This window comes from Nocardia yamanashiensis NBRC 100130 (assembly GCF_001613325.1).
GTDB lineage: Bacteria > Actinomycetota > Actinomycetes > Mycobacteriales > Mycobacteriaceae > Nocardia > Nocardia yamanashiensis.
The window spans coordinates 35,954-52,376 of sequence record NZ_BDCD01000033.1; the positions used below are offsets into that span (position 1 = coordinate 35,954).

Annotated in this window: 20 protein-coding genes and 1 pseudogene; 6 read left to right on the forward strand and 15 right to left on the reverse strand. The window is 65.2% G+C overall.

Annotation, left to right across the window (positions count from 1 at the left end; translation table 11 throughout):
* Nucleotides 1-196: 196 nt before the first annotated feature.
* Nucleotides 197-643, reverse strand: coding sequence for a tetratricopeptide repeat protein (locus NY1_RS45465; RefSeq protein WP_084535861.1), 447 nt, complete (start codon nucleotides 641-643; stop codon nucleotides 197-199).
* Entirely contained in the window at nucleotides 640-1,752 is a 1,113-nt protein-coding gene (locus tag NY1_RS33335) for a tetratricopeptide repeat protein (protein ID WP_157762610.1), read from the reverse strand. The genes NY1_RS45465 and NY1_RS33335 overlap by 4 nt, the downstream gene beginning before the upstream one ends.
* A gap of 380 nt (nucleotides 1,753-2,132) precedes the next feature.
* Between NY1_RS33335 and NY1_RS44105 the strand changes: the two genes are divergently transcribed.
* Nucleotides 2,133-3,074, forward strand: a complete 942-nt coding sequence (locus NY1_RS44105) for a hypothetical protein (protein ID WP_176581979.1) — start codon at nucleotides 2,133-2,135, stop codon at nucleotides 3,072-3,074.
* A gap of 109 nt (nucleotides 3,075-3,183) precedes the next feature.
* Here NY1_RS44105 and NY1_RS33345 read toward each other — a convergent pair whose 3' ends face one another.
* The 5 genes from NY1_RS33345 to NY1_RS43250 form a co-directional block, all read right to left on the reverse strand.
* The gene (locus NY1_RS33345; RefSeq protein ID WP_084535834.1) at nucleotides 3,184-4,407 is read right to left on the reverse strand and encodes a ricin-type beta-trefoil lectin domain protein; all 1,224 of its coding nucleotides are present in this window, start codon (nucleotides 4,405-4,407) and stop codon (nucleotides 3,184-3,186) included.
* 72 nt (nucleotides 4,408-4,479) lie between these two features.
* Nucleotides 4,480-4,650: a hypothetical protein gene (locus NY1_RS43245; protein ID WP_157762611.1), complete on the reverse strand. Its 171-nt coding sequence runs from the start codon at nucleotides 4,648-4,650 to the stop codon at nucleotides 4,480-4,482.
* A 165-nt stretch (nucleotides 4,651-4,815) separates the two neighbouring features.
* Nucleotides 4,816-5,010: a hypothetical protein gene (locus NY1_RS33350; RefSeq protein ID WP_067721135.1), complete on the reverse strand. Its 195-nt coding sequence runs from the start codon at nucleotides 5,008-5,010 to the stop codon at nucleotides 4,816-4,818.
* A gap of 300 nt (nucleotides 5,011-5,310) precedes the next feature.
* Nucleotides 5,311-5,919 carry a methyltransferase family protein gene (locus NY1_RS33360; protein WP_067721137.1) on the reverse strand — a complete coding sequence of 203 codons (609 nt, stop codon included), beginning with the start codon at nucleotides 5,917-5,919 and terminating at the stop codon, nucleotides 5,311-5,313.
* A 350-nt stretch (nucleotides 5,920-6,269) separates the two neighbouring features.
* Nucleotides 6,270-6,518, reverse strand: a complete 249-nt coding sequence (locus NY1_RS43250) for a hypothetical protein (protein ID WP_067721138.1) — start codon at nucleotides 6,516-6,518, stop codon at nucleotides 6,270-6,272.
* 26 nt (nucleotides 6,519-6,544) lie between these two features.
* Here NY1_RS43250 and NY1_RS44290 point away from each other — a divergent pair, with 26 nt between their 5' ends.
* The 3 genes from NY1_RS44290 (at nucleotide 6,545) to NY1_RS33380 (ending at nucleotide 7,867) form a co-directional block, all read left to right on the forward strand.
* Nucleotides 6,545-6,895, forward strand: a complete 351-nt coding sequence (locus NY1_RS44290; RefSeq protein WP_233434598.1) for a zinc-binding dehydrogenase — start codon at nucleotides 6,545-6,547, stop codon at nucleotides 6,893-6,895.
* A 10-nt stretch (nucleotides 6,896-6,905) separates the two neighbouring features.
* Nucleotides 6,906-7,298, forward strand: a complete 393-nt coding sequence (locus tag NY1_RS42320; RefSeq protein ID WP_174567246.1) for a hypothetical protein — start codon at nucleotides 6,906-6,908, stop codon at nucleotides 7,296-7,298.
* Nucleotides 7,299-7,465: 167 nt separating this feature from the next.
* The gene (locus NY1_RS33380; RefSeq protein ID WP_067721141.1) at nucleotides 7,466-7,867 is read left to right on the forward strand and encodes a hypothetical protein; all 402 of its coding nucleotides are present in this window, start codon (nucleotides 7,466-7,468) and stop codon (nucleotides 7,865-7,867) included.
* A 135-nt stretch (nucleotides 7,868-8,002) separates the two neighbouring features.
* Here NY1_RS33380 and NY1_RS33385 read toward each other — a convergent pair whose 3' ends face one another.
* From NY1_RS33385 to NY1_RS33395, 3 genes are read right to left on the reverse strand one after another with little or no spacing between them, the layout of a single operon-like run.
* Nucleotides 8,003-8,998: a zinc-binding dehydrogenase gene (locus NY1_RS33385; RefSeq protein WP_067721142.1), complete on the reverse strand. Its 996-nt coding sequence runs from the start codon at nucleotides 8,996-8,998 to the stop codon at nucleotides 8,003-8,005.
* An 11-nt stretch (nucleotides 8,999-9,009) separates the two neighbouring features.
* Nucleotides 9,010-9,432: an organic hydroperoxide resistance protein gene (locus NY1_RS33390; protein WP_067721143.1), complete on the reverse strand. Its 423-nt coding sequence runs from the start codon at nucleotides 9,430-9,432 to the stop codon at nucleotides 9,010-9,012.
* Nucleotides 9,432-9,884, reverse strand: coding sequence for a MarR family winged helix-turn-helix transcriptional regulator (locus NY1_RS33395; RefSeq protein ID WP_067721144.1), 453 nt, complete (start codon nucleotides 9,882-9,884; stop codon nucleotides 9,432-9,434). Before NY1_RS33395 ends, NY1_RS33390 begins: the two co-directional genes overlap by 1 nt.
* A gap of 167 nt (nucleotides 9,885-10,051) precedes the next feature.
* Between NY1_RS33395 and NY1_RS33400 the strand changes: the two genes are divergently transcribed.
* Complete coding sequence (locus NY1_RS33400) at nucleotides 10,052-10,393, forward strand: putative quinol monooxygenase (protein ID WP_067721145.1); 342 nt, start codon at nucleotides 10,052-10,054, stop codon at nucleotides 10,391-10,393.
* Nucleotides 10,394-10,500: 107 nt separating this feature from the next.
* Here NY1_RS33400 and NY1_RS33405 read toward each other — a convergent pair.
* A pseudogene (locus NY1_RS33405) lies at nucleotides 10,501-11,002 on the reverse strand (hemerythrin domain-containing protein).
* A 174-nt stretch (nucleotides 11,003-11,176) separates the two neighbouring features.
* Here NY1_RS33405 and NY1_RS43865 point away from each other — a divergent pair.
* The gene (locus tag NY1_RS43865) at nucleotides 11,177-11,332 is read left to right on the forward strand and encodes a hypothetical protein (RefSeq protein WP_169815433.1); all 156 of its coding nucleotides are present in this window, start codon (nucleotides 11,177-11,179) and stop codon (nucleotides 11,330-11,332) included.
* Nucleotides 11,333-11,581: 249 nt separating this feature from the next.
* Here NY1_RS43865 and ptsP read toward each other — a convergent pair whose 3' ends face one another.
* Genes ptsP through NY1_RS33425 form a run of 4 tightly spaced genes read right to left on the reverse strand, consistent with a single transcriptional unit; the run spans nucleotide 11,582 to nucleotide 16,395 of the window.
* Nucleotides 11,582-14,020: a phosphoenolpyruvate--protein phosphotransferase gene (gene ptsP, locus NY1_RS33410; RefSeq protein WP_067721146.1), complete on the reverse strand. Its 2,439-nt coding sequence runs from the start codon at nucleotides 14,018-14,020 to the stop codon at nucleotides 11,582-11,584.
* The gene (gene dhaL, locus NY1_RS33415; RefSeq protein WP_067721200.1) at nucleotides 14,017-14,634 is read right to left on the reverse strand and encodes a dihydroxyacetone kinase subunit DhaL; all 618 of its coding nucleotides are present in this window, start codon (nucleotides 14,632-14,634) and stop codon (nucleotides 14,017-14,019) included. The genes ptsP and dhaL overlap by 4 nt, the downstream gene beginning before the upstream one ends.
* A complete protein-coding gene (dhaK, locus tag NY1_RS33420) occupies nucleotides 14,634-15,635 on the reverse strand; it encodes a dihydroxyacetone kinase subunit DhaK (RefSeq protein WP_067721201.1) in 1,002 nt (333 codons plus the stop codon). Before dhaK ends, dhaL begins: the two co-directional genes overlap by 1 nt.
* A gap of 13 nt (nucleotides 15,636-15,648) precedes the next feature.
* Nucleotides 15,649-16,395 (reverse strand): MIP/aquaporin family protein, encoded by a 747-nt coding sequence (locus tag NY1_RS33425; RefSeq protein ID WP_067721147.1) that lies wholly within the window; start codon nucleotides 16,393-16,395, stop codon nucleotides 15,649-15,651.
* Nucleotides 16,396-16,423 lie beyond the last annotated feature (28 nt).

Below are 16,423 nucleotides of genomic sequence, written 5' to 3' on the forward strand. Positions count from 1 at the left end.
AGCCGGAATGGTCACCCGCACTGTAGTTCCTGCTGGTCGACGACACCGAAGCTGTTTGCAACAACGCCCCCGGGTGCTGGGTTCCGCTCGTTCACCGAACCCATAGCACTGGCCTTCGGTGAACCGGTCGCTGGCTTCGCCGATCCCTGGGACAACACCTGGTCGATTCATCGGTGGCTCGAAGTGGCCCTTCCGGCTACTGCTGTGCCCGGCGTGCTTCTGCTCGCTGTGCGATCGCCAACATTTCTCGCGTGACAGCGGTGTACCGGTGGTCGGTACCGAAGACTCGGACGCGGTCGGCCAGGGCGCGGGTGAGGGTGGTGATCGCGGCGTCGTGGCGACCGGCCGAGTGGTAGGCGTCGCCGAGCAAGTGTCTGGTCGACAGCGCGCCCGGGTGGTCGGCGCCGAGTACCCTTTCTCGGTCCTCGACTGTGCGTGCGGCCAGGGCGATCGCCTCGTCGTGGTGGCCGGCGGCGGAGAGGGCGGCTGCCAGGTTGTGGGAGGAGTTGAGGGTGTCGGGGTGGTCCGGGCCCAGGAGGTGGCCGCGTCCGGCGAGTGCGAGTTTGTGTTGTTCGATCGAGTCGGTGTAGCGGGCCAGCGCCTTGTAGGCGGCGCCCAGGTTGTCGTGGGTGAGCAGTGTCAGCGGATCGTGCGGGCCGGCAACGCGTTACGGACGGCCAGGATCCGGTCGTAGGCGTCTGCCCAGCGGTCGTATTGTTTGACCTGTTCGTAGATCGCGGCCAGATTGTGCAACGTCAGCAGGGTATCGGGGTGGTCCGATCCCACGGTGTCCATGCGGATGGCGAGGACGTGTTCGTGCAGTTCGATCGCTACTGGAATGCGATTGAGCTGGTGATAGGCGTGGGCGAGGTTGTTGCAGACGACGAGGGTGTCGTCGTGGCGGGGTCCGTCGTTCCGCTCGTGGTGTGCGAGTAGGTGTTCGCACTGGTCGGCGGCCTTGTCGAACTGCTCGAATGTGGCGGAGTAGAGGTGTGCCAGGATGCGGCGTACCGGAATGGTGTCGTCGTGACCGGGTCCGCGTAGCCGTTCGTGAGCAGCCAGGACCTGTTCGAACATCGGCAGCGCATGCTCTGGATGACCGGAATGCCAAGAACTCCAGGCGAGTTGGAATCTCGCTTCGATGGTGTCGTCGTGGTCGAGGCCCAATTCTCGCTCGCAGACGACCAGATCGTAGGCGAGCAGCGGAATCTCCGAGGCGTAGCGATTGGTGCCCCGATACAGGGCGGCCAATCCCTTTTTGGCATGGACCGTCTCGGGGTGATCCTTACCGTGGACGCGCTCGGCGGAGTCGAGTACGCGCTCGAGCAGTGGGATCGCCAGTTCGTCGCGGTCGGTTTCCACGTAATGCGATATCAGCCGGTAGCGAAGGTCGATGGCGACCGGATCGTCGAGGTCGATGATGCGCTCGCGATCCCGAAGGGCCTGTCCCATAACGACGACAGCGTCCGGCACCCGATCGGGAAGCCTGAGCAGCACCGATGCCAGATACTCACGTGCTTCCAGAGTCAGGCGACTGTCGAGGCCTCGAACGCGCTTGTTGTCGGCCAGGCTGCGTTCGAGCAGCCCGACTGCGTCCTCGTGGCGGCCGCGCCTATTCAAATCGATCGCGACCGCGGTGCGCACATCGATCGTCTTCGGATCGTCGGCGTCATAGAGCACAACGCAGTCGGCGATCAACCTCTCGAAGTCCGGCGCATCGACGAACTCCCCCGAATCCAGCAATTCCGCCATGGCCCGGCGGTGGCGTGAACCGAGCTCTTGTTCGACGGTGTGCAACGAATACTGGTGGAGCCGAACCGAATCGTCGTGCCAACCTGCGAGCTGATAGAGGAGATGATCGTGTTCGCCGGTGGAAATCGACGTCTCGAAACTGTATCCATGGCGACGGCAGGCATATTCCCACCAGTAGTTACCGCCCCGGGGGTGGATCTCGAACTCCTCGGCCGTTGGTATCAACTTTGCCTGGACGTTCGGCGTGGACCGGGTGAAACAGACTGCGGGTCACTGACGACTGATGCCAGGTCTGCGGGAATCCGTGGGCGCGTGCGGGGTTCGGCTCAGACTGAGGAAACGCCGGTGCGGTGCCGACGTGCGAGAGTCAGGACGAACAGATGACCTCCCCGGAGACGCCAGAATCCACCGAGGAAACAACAGCCACCTCCGATGCACCCCCGCCTCCGCCGATGGACGTCGCGCCGTCGGCGTCCGAGGCACGCGCTGAGAGGCTGAAGACGCTGAAACCGGAGTATGAGGAGTGCGTGAAAGCCGGGCGTCGACGTGCCGACCTGATGGCGAAGGCGGCAGCGTTGCGCGGCAAGGAACCGGACGAAGCCAGCGTCGAAACGCGCGATGGCAGATGGGCGATTTTCCAGAAGGAGTACACGAACGAACCCAAAGACGACAAGGTCACCGACGGGGCGTACGTGGCATCGTGGAAAGGCACCACCACCGAGCGCAGCTACTACGAGAACACCCCCGAACCCAAGAACAATCGCATCCTGTGCTCGACCATCAACCGCTTCGCTGAAAAGTCCACGGCGGAAAAGCCCATCGAGAATCCCAGGCAGGAGCCGCTGCGCAGCTCGGACATCTTCTACTTCCAATATCTGGAGTCCATGGGAGGGCGGGGTGCGCCGTTGACCACCGCCGTGCCACGGTTGAAACTGCTGCGCCAGTCCGGTGTCGCATCGGGTTCCGGCGCGATGGTAGCCCTGTATCTGGCTGCGCGGGAGAACACCCTGGGGCTTCCCGCCGGCCGTTATGAATACGGCACCGAGATCTACTACGCACTGCTGGGTACCGAAAACGGCAGCGGCCCCGCCTATCTCGTTATGGACTGGACCCGCGAGCTGGGCATTACCGGCATCAGCGCGATCGACGTCGACAGCGCATTGAACATCACTTTCCATTTCACGCCGGCCACAGATACGGCCTGGTCCTACTCGATGTCGAGCACGACCTCGTCCTCTTCGCCCTCGTCCACCTCCTCGAGTTCGAAGTCGTCGTCCTCGTCGTCGTCCTCCTCGAGTTCGAGCAGTTCGAGTTCGTCCTGATCCAGACCACGGAGTACCGCTGCGGTCTGGGTATCCGGATGCGTTCCGTCGTCTACCCCGGATCGGTCGGAGCACGGTCACTATCGGTGTGATGCGCATTCGAGTGTGGCTATGCCGCTGTTGCGGTTACGTCGGTGGGAAGAGACCACCGCTGGGCGTTGCTGGAGCCGTCGCAGTTGACCAGGTCCAATTGTGTTCCGGGGTTACCGGTTTCTGATGGGTCCCGCAGGCACAGGCCATTGTTGTTGTTCTGGGCCATGGTGCCGAGGTTCCACAGTCCGCCGGATCCGCTGGGCAGCCACACCTGATAGGGCGAGCCGTTGCACGGATGCAGCGCGATCTTCGCTCCGGTCGTGCCCATGCACATGCCGTTGTGACGGATCGTGCCGTCCATGGCGATCGTCCACTTTTGCGTGGCGCGATCGGCGCACCGGGCGACCACGATCGGGTTGTCGTCCGTGCCGGGGACACTTCCGTTTTCCTCGATACAGGTATCGGCGGCGCCGGCGCGGATGGCACCGACCACATGCCCCTTGCGTGCGGTCGATTTGAAGTCATCGACACGCAATCCTCGGCCGCCGCTCCAGATTTCGAATCCGGCCTCGACGGTGACGAGATAGTGCGACTGCTTGACCACTCCACGCACCGTGGCATCACGAATGAACTCACGCAGGTTCACCGAGACGGCACTGCTGGGGTTCACGGCTTGATAGACGATCAGCGGCCAGGTCTTTCCGTTGGCTGTGCCGGTTCTGTTCCAGACGCGGAACTGGGTGCGGGCGATCCAGGCGATCGTGCTGTCGGCCGGCGGCGGACCGGGCGGCTGGCGGTCGAGCCACAGCATGAGTTCGGCACCGTCAGGTTGTCCCGCAGGGCTTTCCGACGAGTGGAACCACAGGTCGTAGGAGATGTTGTAATCCCCGGTCGTTGCAGAGTCTTTCGAGGTTGCCCAGGTCGATTGCACACTGCCGATCTGGTCCACCTTCACCGGTAGCGCCGTCCCTTGCGTGCAGGTATTCCAATGACAGCCTTCGAAAATCTCGGGATACGCGACCGGCGCTCCGTCCACCCCGCCGCCTGCCGCAGCCGATTCCGTCACGGTGAATCCGCTGCTGCCATATGGCCGGATGCACTGTCTGGCCTTGCCGTAGTTGTTGTTCCGGATCGCGTATCGACCGTCTTGGACCATGGTGGTCTGCTGTTCATCGCACATATCGCCGTCGGCGGCCGAGGCGTCGCCGGTTCCGGACAACAGCGAGAGCAGCAGAAGAGCGGCTAGGGCGAAGCCTGCCGAGGCGCGCCGCTTTCTGGAACGAGACCGTCGTTGGAGCATGGGCCAACCGTAGGGAGACCCGACATCGCTATCCTTCCCGGAGGTGGGAAGTGTGGTGAGTGGTGTGGCGCCTCAGTGCGGGAAGGCCTTGGTTCGACTTCCGACCGGCTTCTTGTACGGCAGCCGAACGGTATGCAGGCCGCGTTGCTCCCACCAATAGGCGATCGCCACGGTCGCATAGGAGGCGGCTACCACAGTCGCGGCCAAAGCCACCGCGACAATCACCAGAAGCGCCACGGACACGAGTTCTCCCTCCGGACAAACCCCTGATCTGAACCCTACGACTGCGGTCACCGGTGTCGACCGGACCGAATCCGCCGAGCGGGGGACCGTCGGTGCCGAAACCGGCAGCGGACTCCCCACGGGTGTGTCCATGACCAAAGATCAAGTGCTCGAGGCGTTCACCCATCACCAGTGGGTCGACGACGGCCGCCAGGTCAACAAGATGCTGTCGTGGATCGGCGCCGACGCCACCAACGCCGACCCGCAGATCGCCGAACGCGCCTCGTCGAGGACCGACTGCAGCCACTGGGCGTCGAGCTGTTGGGCGGCCAGCAGGGTCTTGGCGTTGAAGTCCTGGGCTGCTTCGGTATTGGTGTCCACCCCGACAGTGCCACATCCACCCAACTGGACCGGCACAATCTGCCCAACGCGCAAAAGATCTTCGCGGTGATGGCCAAGCCGCCACCAGCCTGGCCGACTACGTCGGTGCACACGGCTCTGACCTGCTACACCTCGAAGGCGGCCGGTCCCAGTCGCTCGTCGACGTGAACCCCGAGATCGTCAAGGGCATGAGTACGGCGTTGAGCCCCTACATTCCCGAACTGGTCAGTGTCGATGACAGCTACCTCGACACCAAGGCATTCACCGCCGGCCCACTGCTCGACTACTTCGCCACCGACCTCAAAGTCGAACACGTCCAACGAGGGGGACGAACCGGCCCGTTCGTCGGGTGTATTCCTTGTAAGCCTGTCCGTGAATGCGGCTGAGATACGGCTCTTCCACGATCCGCACCTGCCCTTCGATCGCGAGGACCAAGACAGCGAGGGCGGCGAGTGCGAGTGGGTTCGGGATCATGAGAGTGATACCGCCCGCGAACACGCACATTGCCGTGAAGATGGGGTTGCGGGCGAGCGCGAAGACACCGGTGCGGACGAGGGTCGTTGCCTCGTCTGGGTTGACTCCGATTCGCCACGACTCGCCCATGTTGTTTTGTGCGTACACCGTCGCGACGATCCCCACGACCGCAACGAGGACTCCAGCGGTTGCGATCCGGGGGACATCGAGGAGCGGCAGCGGTGTGAGGACTCCAGCCAATTGCAGTGCAGGTGAGGCGATTCCGAGCAAGATAGCGGTGACGAACCCTACGCCTGTGAACCATTCGACCGATCCGGTGCGACCGCTGATTCCTCGGAAACCGGTTGATCCTGTGCGGCGGAGCTGATCCCAGCTTCGCCACCCGAAGCCGAGTGCTCCGAAGAGGAGGTAGAGGGCAAGTGCGGCCTGGGCCATGATCGTGCTCCCGCGAGGTGTCGAGCTTCCAAGGAACCTCAAACATATAAACACATTGCAATGTATGCAATACCGGTGGCCGTTTGATCGCTGCCGGGCATCGCATGCCAGCTATCGCAGCGATGCCCTTAACGCGGAAGAGCAACCGCCAGTGGCGATCTTGGGTCGGCCGAATATCGGCAACTGCCGACGGCCGAGCAAACTAACGGCTATGAACCGTCTCGCTCTCCGCAGTCCAGCGGGCGTCCGTCCGCTGTTTATAGGTTGAACTCGCTTGTTTCTCAGAGTATTTGGGCACTCGCAATGCTTCGGCGGATCCGCGGACCGACAGGTTGTTGTTCCCTAGCGTGCTATGGCTGTAGCGCCAACTTGCCGGTGGTGGTGCCCGCCGCGAGTGCTGTGAGCGCTTCTGGCCCTGCGGCCAGTTCGAATACTGTGGGCTGGCCGGGCCCGCCGATCGATTCCAGCACCAGGTCCGCGCCCTTGCCATCAGTGCGGCGCAATACCTCTGCGACGAGGTCGCACTCGCGCAAGAACGCGGCAAGTGCGGTGGCCCAGTTGACGATCAGGTCGAGTGCTTGCTCATCGGTTGCGACCACTAGGTCGACTCGCCGCGGGTGAGACCGTGCTGATTCAAGCGGGGGCGGGTGGGGTCGGTCAAGCTGCGGTGCGCCTGGCCAAGCACTTCGGCGCGATCGTGATCGCGACCGCTTCGCCGAGCAAACACGAGACGGTACGGAATCTGGGCGCCGACCATGTCCTGGACACCGACGTGAGGGGCATCGTGTTCCGCCAATTCGATCGCGTTGAGATCACCACCGACGACTTCGAGGATCTCGGCATACCCCGCGGCGCAACCTGCTTCATTCTCGACCTGTACATCAGCGACGAGTTCGACTATCAAAATGAGGGAACCGGCGCGACCATCAGTACCTTCAGTGCGCGCTCTGATCAGATCCGCCGCACCCATGGGTGAAACTGGCTTCGTGGCTGATGATCGCGCAGAACTCAGGGAGAGCTGGAGGCGGACTCGGGAGCATCTCGCTGCTGCTTGTACCGAGCTGGTGGGCCGGCCAGATGTCGATCTGTCGGAAATGGCCGAGTATCTGGAACACAATGAGCTGGGGCTGGCGTTCGACGTCGTCGTCCATATCGGTGACAGGCGTGAAGTCCCGTTCAGCTTCTGGCAGCACCTCGATCGTGCGGCTCGCCAAATGGGTCTCTACAGTTCGGATTCCCATGGCGCCCACCACAAATCCGCTGAGACCTGTCGCCGGCGCGTCGCCGCAGGGCCCGACGACGAAGATATGAGTCAGGCGTCGCCGCAAGATGTGCAGCCGCATCTACGACTTCGGTTGAGGCGGGGCGTCGAAGGTTGAACACCCCCCATCCTGCCGGCGATCGTTCGATCCGAGACTGCTGCGGCGCCAGTCGGCGAACTCGCTTCCCAGCCGATTGGCGTGACAGGCATGCCTATTGAATCTCTGCTTGTAGGATGCAGCGAGCCCAGTTCTTCAGCTCCTGTCAGGGGCGGATTGGAGGTCCAGTGAAGGCGAAGCCTTCTGCTGATGGTCTCGACGCGAGCGAGCTGAGGCGTGACGCGGGTGCGGCCAAATCGATCGCGTTCGGACTGATCGCAGGCCTCATCCTGGCACTCGCCTACATACCTCTGACCGTGAAGATCCAGGATCTCCTTCATGTCCCGCTTCCGAGCGCTGTGCCCTTGAAAGACATGCGTGGATCGAAGCACGTCGCCGGCTCGTATTGGGCAAGTTGGATGATCTTGCCGGTGGCGATCGGGCTATCGGGCGCGATCCTCGCATTCTGGAAGTTCAGTCGGGTGTTCGTACTTGCAGCGCTTACTGCTTTTCTTGTGCTCGGGGGCGTACTGGCGTTCTGGATGATCTCGATGGATGTCGGTGGATTCGCTCCAGGCCATCCCGGATAAGAACTGCCCCATGCCCGCGATACCGCGGTCCGAAGCCCCATACCCGGTCTGAAGAACCGGTTGCGGGAAGAGTGGCTTCGGAGAGATGTCTGCGCCATCAGATGCTTACGCGCACCTAGCCGAGCTGGATACCATCTATGCGTTGGTGTTGATCGCAGTGCCGAGAGCGATCTTGGCGTTGCGACCGGGGCGTTCGCTGGCAGCGGCTGCCGCTGCGGCGCCCTCTAGCGGGTAAGTCTCCTCGACGGACAGGTCCAGAACGCCCTGGGCGGCCAGCGTCACCAGTTCGGTGATGAGGCGGCGCCGCTGTTCGCCACCGATCTCCTCGGCGCGCTGGGAACCCCAGAAGCCCTTGATCACAGCCTGTTTGAAGATGATCGGGCCGGGGTTCAGGACCAGCGGCTGCCCGGAAAGCGCGCCGAAGGTGATGAGTTCACCGCGGGCGGCCAGCAGCGACAGCAGGTCGTTGGCGGCCGGTCCGCCGACCTGGTCGACGGCCCGAAGGATGGGCTCGCCGCCGGTCAGTTCGGCCGCGCGCTGCTGCCATTGCTCGGTCCCGGTGTCGAGTACCGGTTCGAAACCCAACTCCTGCAAGGACTTCGCGGCGGCGGCGCTGCGGACCAGGTTCAGTACATGCACGCCGCGTGCGCGGGCGAGCAGGTTGACCAATCGGCCGACCGCACCGTTGGCGGCATTGATCGCAATCCATTGTCCGGGTTCGACATTCAGGTCCTCGAGCAGCATCAAGGCACTCAGAGGCATGGCCAGCAACTGGCTGGCGGTGGCGTCGGACACCGAATCCGGCACCGGCACGACCGCGCCGGCCTTGGCCAGGAAGTACTCCGCCCACGCACCGTGCACACCCGAAACCGTCACGCGCTGGCCGATTTCCAGGCCGGTGACATCGGGTCCGAGGGCATCGATGCGGCCGACCGCTTCCGTGCCGGGGACGGCGGGCAGTTCCGGCCGGTATCCGTAGACGCCGCGAATGATGGCCAGGTCGTGGTTGTGAATCGGGGCCAGCGTGGTGGCGATGCGCACCTCGCCCGGGCCGGGCTCGGGAACGGGTCGTTCACCGGCCGTCAGAACCTTCTCGGGTTCGCCGAACTGTTCGATGACTACCGCACGCATGCTCATCCTCCTCAGTCCTCGACCACGATCACGTCGACCTCGATATTGCCGCGGGTGGCATTGGAGTACGGGCACACCTGATGCGCCTTCTCGGCCAGCGCCCGGGCCTCGGCGAGAGGCAAATGCGGCAGCGACACCTCGAGGGTGACGGCCAGGCCGAAGCCGCCGGCGCCGTTGGAGCCGATGCCCACCTTCGCGCCCACCGCCGAATCGTCCATGTTCGTCTTGGTCGCGCGGGCGACGGTACGCAGCGCGGAATGGAAGCAGGCGGCGTAGCCCGCGGCGAACAACTGCTCGGGATTGGTTCCGATGCCGTCGCCGCCCATCTCCTTCGGAATCGACAACGCGAAGTCCAGTTTGCCGTCGTCGGTACGGACCTGGCCCATACGGCCTTCTCCGGTCGCGAGGGCTTCTGCGGTATAGAGCGCATCCATCAGTGGATCTCCTTCGATCGGGTGTGGGATGTCAACGCGGTCGTCAGACGGCGCAGGGTTTCTCGGAGTTCGGCCAGTTCGTGCATCGTCATGCCGGTGATCTCCGCCGACTGCTGCGGGATATGGCATGCGGCCGAACGCAATTCGTGCCCGCGATCGGTCAGCGTGATCTCGACGCGCCGCTCGTCCGTCGCGGATCGTCGGCGTTGCACGAAACCTGCCGACTCGAGGCGTTTGAGCAGCGGCGAAAGCGTGCCGGAGTCGAGCTCCAGTGCCGTGCACAGGTCGCCGACGGTGCGGCCATCGCGCTGCCAGAGCGCCAGCAGGACCAGATACTGCGGATAGGTGATCCCGAGTGCGTCGAGTTCGGGACGGTACATCGCGGTCATCGCCCGCGATGCCGCGTAGAGCGCGAAACACAGCTGGTTCTCCAGGGCCTGCTCATCTGACACGCACAATAATATAGGCAGCAACTATATTGCGCACAATATAACGGCCTGTCGCGCTCGTCACCCTCTGGAGAACGGCCCCGGAAGCAGGGGAGATCCGCTGGATCGGCATGCGGCGCGCCACGGGTCCGGCCGGAATGAAATCGACGGGCAGGCAGGTTGGTTCGGGCATGTCAGTGATCTCCTTGTACGGGTTTCTCCGTCCCAAGCCCGACCGCGCCGCTGAAGTACGCGCCCTGCTGACCTCCTTGGTGGAGCCGACACGCGAAGAAGCGGGCAACCTCGAGTACCACCTGCACGAGCATGCGGACGGGCGGCTGTTCCTCTACGAGGTCTGGCGCTCGCAGGAGGACCTGGACGCGCACAACGAGAAGTACCCGGCGCTGCGTCACTTCCTCGACAACCTGCTCGACTACCTGGTCGAACCCCCCGAGGGCTACTTCAAGACGATGATCAGCGACTACCCCTCCGGCCTTCTTGCCGAGGTCACGGTCGCCGGACCACGGCGATGATCTCCGCCACTTCGCCCAACTCGCCGACTGACTTTCCCCGGTAGTTCCGAGGTTCGGCCGTCGGCGGGTCAGCGTCTGTCAGGACCGGAGACGCTCATCCGATCCGGTCAGGCCCGCATCGCATCGACCGCTTTCTTCACCGCCGACGGCTGTGCCGGCGACCGTGGCGCCTTCTCTCGCAGCTCGATCATCCGCTCACCGATTTCTTGAAGCTGCTTGCGCCCCAGCTTCTCTCGGACTTTGGGGAACCATTCCCCTTCCTCCTCGTCGATGTGGTGATCGACGTTCTCGATCAGGACGGTGGTCTTCGCGGTGAAGCGCTCGTCCGCCGGCTTCAGCGCCGCCAATTCCATGACCAGCACATCGGCGACATGGTGTTCCTCATAGGATTCGAGGATGTCGTCCTCGAGTTCGGGCAGTAGCTCGCGCACCGCCGGATACATACACTCGTTTTCCAGATAGGTGTGCACGGTCAGTAGCTCGATGATCTTGTCAACAAGCCGACCCTGCTCGGCGTGTGCGCCCGGGTCCCGCTTTCTCGAATTCCCGGAACAATTTCCGGATCTGCTTGTGGTCCTCACGCAACAGCACGATCGCATCACTGGACATCGCAACTCCTCCACCGCGGCAAGACATGGAAATCAACCGTCAGGTCCGCCATTCCCGCGGGCCCGGCAACGAAACCGCAGCCGCAGGGCCCGCTCCCTCACGTGCTGCAGGTTTGCTCGCGCCGTGCAGAGGTAGTCGGTCGTTGATTCGCCAATCGCACGGAAGGAAACCGCCATGGATGGACCGGAAGAGAACCGCGAGAAGGATCCCGACCGGCCGAAGGGCGGCCGGCCAGGCCCATCGGACCAGGGGGACGACGGTGGGATGGCGAGCCGGGAGGTGGCCGAGGATCTCGGCACCGAGGACGGCGCGCAGGAACCTCCGGACTAGTCACTCGCAACTCGTGAACCGTCCGGTGCACGAGGACCGTGATGACGTGGGATCCGGCTTCACTCGTCTGGCTCGGTATCAGCGGAGTCGAGTTGATCCAGCGACAGGCCGACGCCTTTGGTCCCGGTGCTCACCCGCCATGGCCGACTCGAGGCCGGAACCACTTCGGCGGCAGGGAGATTCCGGCCTCAGTGCGCAAGGCCAGCGGGGCTGGTAGTCACGTGGATCAGCGCGTAGCCGCCCGTATGCTCATCGCGCGGCCTGCAGCATATGGTGACGCTGGACCAGCGCCCGCACCTCCTCGGCTGATGCGCACCGCAGTGCCTGGGCCGCAGTGCGTGCGCACATTGCCGAGTCATATTCGCGCACAGTGGCTTTCACCAACGGAATCGCCGGGGGCGCGACGCTGAGCTCGTCGACACCGAGTCCGAGCAGCAGCGGGATGGTCGCAGGGTCGGCGGCTGCCTCGCCGCATACCGCGACGCGTTTATCGCCCGCCTCGCGGCAAACCATGTCGATGAGGCGCAGGACGCCTGGGTCCAAGGCGTCGGCCAGGGGTGCGACCGCGTCGTTTCCGCGTTCGGCGGCCAGTGTGTATTGGGTCAGGTCGTTGGTGCCGATGCTGAAGAAGTCGACGTGGGGTGCGAAGGCGGCGGTTTTGGCGGCGGCGGCCGGAACCTCGACCATGATGCCGACTTCGGGTGTGACGCCGGGCGGGGCGACGTCGTCGAGCGTGCGTCGGGCGGCCTGCAATTCGTCGAGTTGGGTGATCATCGGGAACATGACGCTGACCGGATGATCGGCGGCGACCCGGCAGATGGCCGTCAACTGGTCGCGCAGCAGGTGTGGGCGGGCGAGGGCGAGGCGGATGCCGCGGACGCCCAGGAACGGATTGATCTCCGGTGATTGCGCGATGTAGGGGAGGGGTTTGTCGCCACCGACATCGAGGGTGCGCAGCACGATGCGGCGGCCTTCGAAGGCTTCGGCGATCGCGCGATAGGTCTGTTCCTGTTCTTCGACGGATGGTGCGTGATCGCGTCCCAGGAAGAGGAATTCGGTTCGCACCAGTCCCGCCAGGTCCGCGCCGTGGCGCACGGCGGTCGTGGCGTCGGCGATATCGCCGATGTTGGCGGCCAGGTGGACGAGTCGGCCGTCCGTGGTCCGGGCGGGCTGGGTGGCGGCGGCCGCGGCGGCTGCGCGCTGCCGTGCCAGTTGCTTGGCTGAGCGGTCGAATTCGGCTCGGGTCGCGGTGTCCGGGTCCACGACGAGGCGGCCGGTCGCGCCGTCGAGTGCCACCATCGTGCCCTCGGGCGCGGCGAGGATTCGCGGGCCGGCACCGACCACGGCTGGGATGCCTCGCGATCGGGTCAGGATCATGCTGTGGGAGGTCGAACTGCCTTGTGCGAGAACGACTCCGCAGACAAGGTGTGGGTCCAGCGCAGCGGCCTGGGCCGGAGTCAGGTCGGCGGCGACCAGGACGCCGGTTACCTGTGCGAGGTCGAGACTGACGCCGAGCGCCGCGGCGAGCACCTGGTCGCGGACGGCGCGCAGGTCGGCCGCGCGCGCTCTTTGGTATTCGTCGGCGAGCCCGTCGAACTCGGCTGCGGCGGAATCCATGACCGCCGCCCATGCCGTCGCGGCCGCGGCGCCACTGGTAATGCGTCGGCGCGCATCGGCCAGCAGCTCTTCATCCTCGAGCAGCATCAGATGTGCGTGGAAGATCCCTGCTTCGGTGCCCGCGCTCGCCCGCACCCGGTCGATGGCGGCCTGTGCGGCATCGAGTGCGGTGTCGAGGCGTTGCAGCTCCTCGGCCGGTGTGCCTTCGGGGGCATCGGGCAGAGCGAATTCCAATTGGTCGGCTCGGCGCAATGGGCCGACCGCGATGCCGGGTGAGGCGGCGCGGGGACCGCTGTCGTGCTCGATGGCGGGTTCGCCGGGAGTGTCCGGCGTGGCTGGAGTTTCGTCGAAGTTGCGTGCGGCGAGGGCGCGAATCCGTTCGACCACCTCTACCGCGGCGGAACCGCTTGCGGTGACCTCGATTTCGTGACCGCACAGCGCACCGAGCGCCGCGATGCGGCTCAGACTCCTGCCCGAAGCCGGGCCGCTGCCGGTGGTCAGATTGCGCAACCATACCCGGGCGTCGTGCCCGCGCATTTCGGCGACGAGCCGTGCCGCGGGTCGGGCGTGCAGGCCGTGCGCGTTGTGAATTACGAAGGCGGCGACGGCATCAGGCTGGTTGCTCGGCCGGTCATCTTCCCCGTGTGAGCTTTCGATCGGGAGGACCGCGGGTTCGCCGAGCTGGGTGCGTTTTCCGGCCAGCGCGTTCTCAGCTTCCGCAGCAGCGGTGTCGAGATCGGCACCTCCGGCCGCGGCGACCGTCGCGGCGATCAGGCCCTCGAGCAGTGGCGCCGCGCACAACCGGGTGCGATGCGCACCGTCGAGCAGGTCGATCGCCAATTCCGCCGACAGCACGGCACTGCCGAGATCCATCAGCACCAGCACACCGTCGCCGTGATCGGCCGCGGTGATCGCCTCCGCGACGGCGCTGGCGTCCGTGCCGAAAGTCCGCTCATCGAGCCCGGCCGCGATTTCGATGGGAACGGGCTGGCCGTGCAACATTTCCGAAGCCAGGGCCACGGCGGCGCGCGCGAGGGCCCGGCTGTGTGAGATCACGACGATGCCGATCATCGCAGCGCCTCCCGCGCGGCCCGCACCAACAGCACCGCGCTGGCGGCCCCGGGATCTCGGTGACCGATGCTGCGCGGACCCAGATAGGACGCGCGGCCTTTACGCGCGACCATCTCGACCGTGGCATCGGATCCGGCCTGCGCGGCGGCGATCGCACGATCGAGCGCCTCGGCCAATGCGGTACCGGCGGCAGCGCATTCGTCGAGAGTCGCGGCGGCCGGCGCCAGGGCGTCGTACATGGTCTTGTCTCCGGCTTCGGCTTTGCCGCGCGTGACGACGCCGTCGAGTCCGGCGCGGAACGCTTTCGCGAAACCGGCTGTGCCGAGCCCGGTTTCCTCGATCGCGGCCGAGAAGCGCAGGAAGAACGTGCCGTACAGCGGTCCGCTGGCGCCCCCGACACTGCGGATCAGCACCATCGCCGTCTGTCTGGTGGTCTCCGCGGCAGTGGCCGGTGGGGATTGGCTGAGCGCGTCCAGCACCGCGGCAGTGCCACGGCGCATATTGCTGCCGTGGTCGGCGTCGCCGATGGCGGCATCGAGTTCGGTGAGTTCGTCGGCGTTGGCCTCCACGAGTGCGGCGAATTCGCGGAGCCACGACAGGGAATCGAGCACGATCACATCCCCCAGCGCAGTGCGGGCGTGCGCACGGGCGCGTCCCACAGCCGCAATAGTTCGTCGTCGGTCTTGGTCAGGGTCACCGAGCAACCCGCCATGTCCAGCGAGGTGACATAGGGTCCTACCAAGCTGCGCGCGATCTGTACGCCGTGTCCGCGCAGGATCCGGGCGACCTCGTTGTAGGTGACATACAGTTCCAGCAGCGGTGTGCCGCCCATCCCGTTGACGAAGCAGATGACGTTGTCTCCCTTGGTGAACGGGAGATCGGCGAGGATCGGCTCGACGAGCATCTCGGCGATTTCGCGTGCCGAAGCGAGCGGAACGCGTGCTCGGCCAGGTTCGCCGTGGATTCCGATACCGATCTCCATCTCGGCCGTACCGAGTTCGAAGGTCGGTTTGCCCACCGCCGGTACGGTGCACGAAGTCAATGCCATGCCCATGCTGCGCGAGTTCGCGTTGACCGCGCGGGCCACCTCACCGACCGCCGCCAGCGTGCGGCCCTGTTCGGCGGCCGCTCCGGCCAATTTCTCGAGGATCAGTGTGGCGCCGACTCCGCGCCGGCCCGCGGTGAAGGTGCTGTCCTGCACCGCCACATCGTCGTCGATGATCACCGCGAGCACCTCGGCCCCGGTCTCGACCGCCGCCAGTTCGGCGGCCATCTCGAAGTTCATGACGTCGCCGGTGTAGTTCTTCACGATGTGCAGCACCCCCGCGCCGGCTTCGACGGCGGTGGTCGCGGCCAGAATCTGGTCCGGGACCGGGGAGGTGAAAACCTCACCGGCACAAGCGGCGTCGAGCATGCCGAGGCCGACGAACCCGCCGTGCAAAGGCTCGTGCCCGGAGCCGCCGCCGGAGACCAGTCCCACTTTGCCGGGGCGGGGCGGGTCGCCGCGCAGGATCAGGCGGTGCTCCAGATCCACCCGCAATTCGGGGTGCGCGCCGGCCATGCCCGCAAGAGCGTCGGTGACGACGGAGGCTGGATCGTTGATCAATTTCTTCATCAGGGTTCCTTGCTCACGCGGTCGCATCGACCGGATCATGGTGGGCTGCTTCGGTTTCGGCGGGGAGCAGCAGTCGCGCTACCGCTGCGGCGGCGACACCGGCGAGCAGTTCGGCAGCGAGATAGACGGGGGTTTGCGTCCAGGAAACGTGTCCGCCGAGGACCTGCTGGACGATCATGGGGCCCAGTGTCCGGGCGGGGTTGATCGAGGCGCCGGTGGCCGGAGCGACCGGAATGATCGCGGCGCACACGACCAGGCCGATGGCCACGCCCGCGAATCCCGCAGGCGCGGACCGGTGTACGGCTAGCAGCACGGTGAGCACCAGGATGAAGGTGCCGACGAATTCGGCGATGAACGCCTGCCCGGAGCCCACGCCCTGGCCGTAGGCGGCCACGCCCAGCCCGACATCGGAGGCCCGCTTGCCCAGCACGCCGACGATCGCGAACGCGCCGAGCACCGCTCCAGTCAGTTGCGCGGCGAGATAGGCGGGCACTTCTCGCCACGGGAACTGGCGGGTGACCGCCAGGGCCAGCGTGACAGCCGGATTGATGTGGTTCCCTGACACATGCCCGAAGGCGTACACGGTCGCGACGACGACCGTGGCGAACGCCAGCGAGATCATGCCCAGATCGGCCATGGTGAACGGCGCGCTGCCGTTGACGATGAGCGTGGCGGGCACCGACCCGACACCGATGAAGACGAGGAACGCAGTGCCGAGCACCTCAGCCGCCAGTTTTTGTGGCGTCCGCAGACCGTTCATGGGGAACTCCCGAGAGAATTTCGAAGCC

What these genes read in the sequence shown, in the direction of transcription:
- ptsP (WP_067721146.1), bottom strand. Translation starts at nt 14,020, where the DNA reads ATGATCGGCATCGTCGTGATCTCACACAGCCGGGCCCTCGCGCGCGCC.
- NY1_RS43865 (WP_169815433.1), top strand. Translation starts at nt 11,177, where the DNA reads ATGGATGGACCGGAAGAGAACCGCGAGAAGGATCCCGACCGGCCGAAG.
- NY1_RS33390 (WP_067721143.1), bottom strand. Translation starts at nt 9,432, where the DNA reads ATGGATGCGCTCTATACCGCAGAAGCCCTCGCGACCGGAGAAGGCCGT.
- NY1_RS33400 (WP_067721145.1), top strand. Translation starts at nt 10,052, where the DNA reads ATGTCAGTGATCTCCTTGTACGGGTTTCTCCGTCCCAAGCCCGACCGC.
- NY1_RS33345 (WP_084535834.1), bottom strand. Translation starts at nt 4,407, where the DNA reads ATGCTCCAACGACGGTCTCGTTCCAGAAAGCGGCGCGCCTCGGCAGGC.
- NY1_RS33335 (WP_157762610.1), bottom strand. Translation starts at nt 1,752, where the DNA reads ATGGCGGAATTGCTGGATTCGGGGGAGTTCGTCGATGCGCCGGACTTC.
- NY1_RS33425 (WP_067721147.1), bottom strand. Translation starts at nt 16,395, where the DNA reads ATGAACGGTCTGCGGACGCCACAAAAACTGGCGGCTGAGGTGCTCGGC.
- NY1_RS33360 (WP_067721137.1), bottom strand. Translation starts at nt 5,919, where the DNA reads ATGGCCCAGGCCGCACTTGCCCTCTACCTCCTCTTCGGAGCACTCGGC.
- dhaK (WP_067721201.1), bottom strand. Translation starts at nt 15,635, where the DNA reads ATGAAGAAATTGATCAACGATCCAGCCTCCGTCGTCACCGACGCTCTT.
- NY1_RS33385 (WP_067721142.1), bottom strand. Translation starts at nt 8,998, where the DNA reads ATGCGTGCGGTAGTCATCGAACAGTTCGGCGAACCCGAGAAGGTTCTG.
- NY1_RS44105 (WP_176581979.1), top strand. Translation starts at nt 2,133, where the DNA reads ATGACCTCCCCGGAGACGCCAGAATCCACCGAGGAAACAACAGCCACC.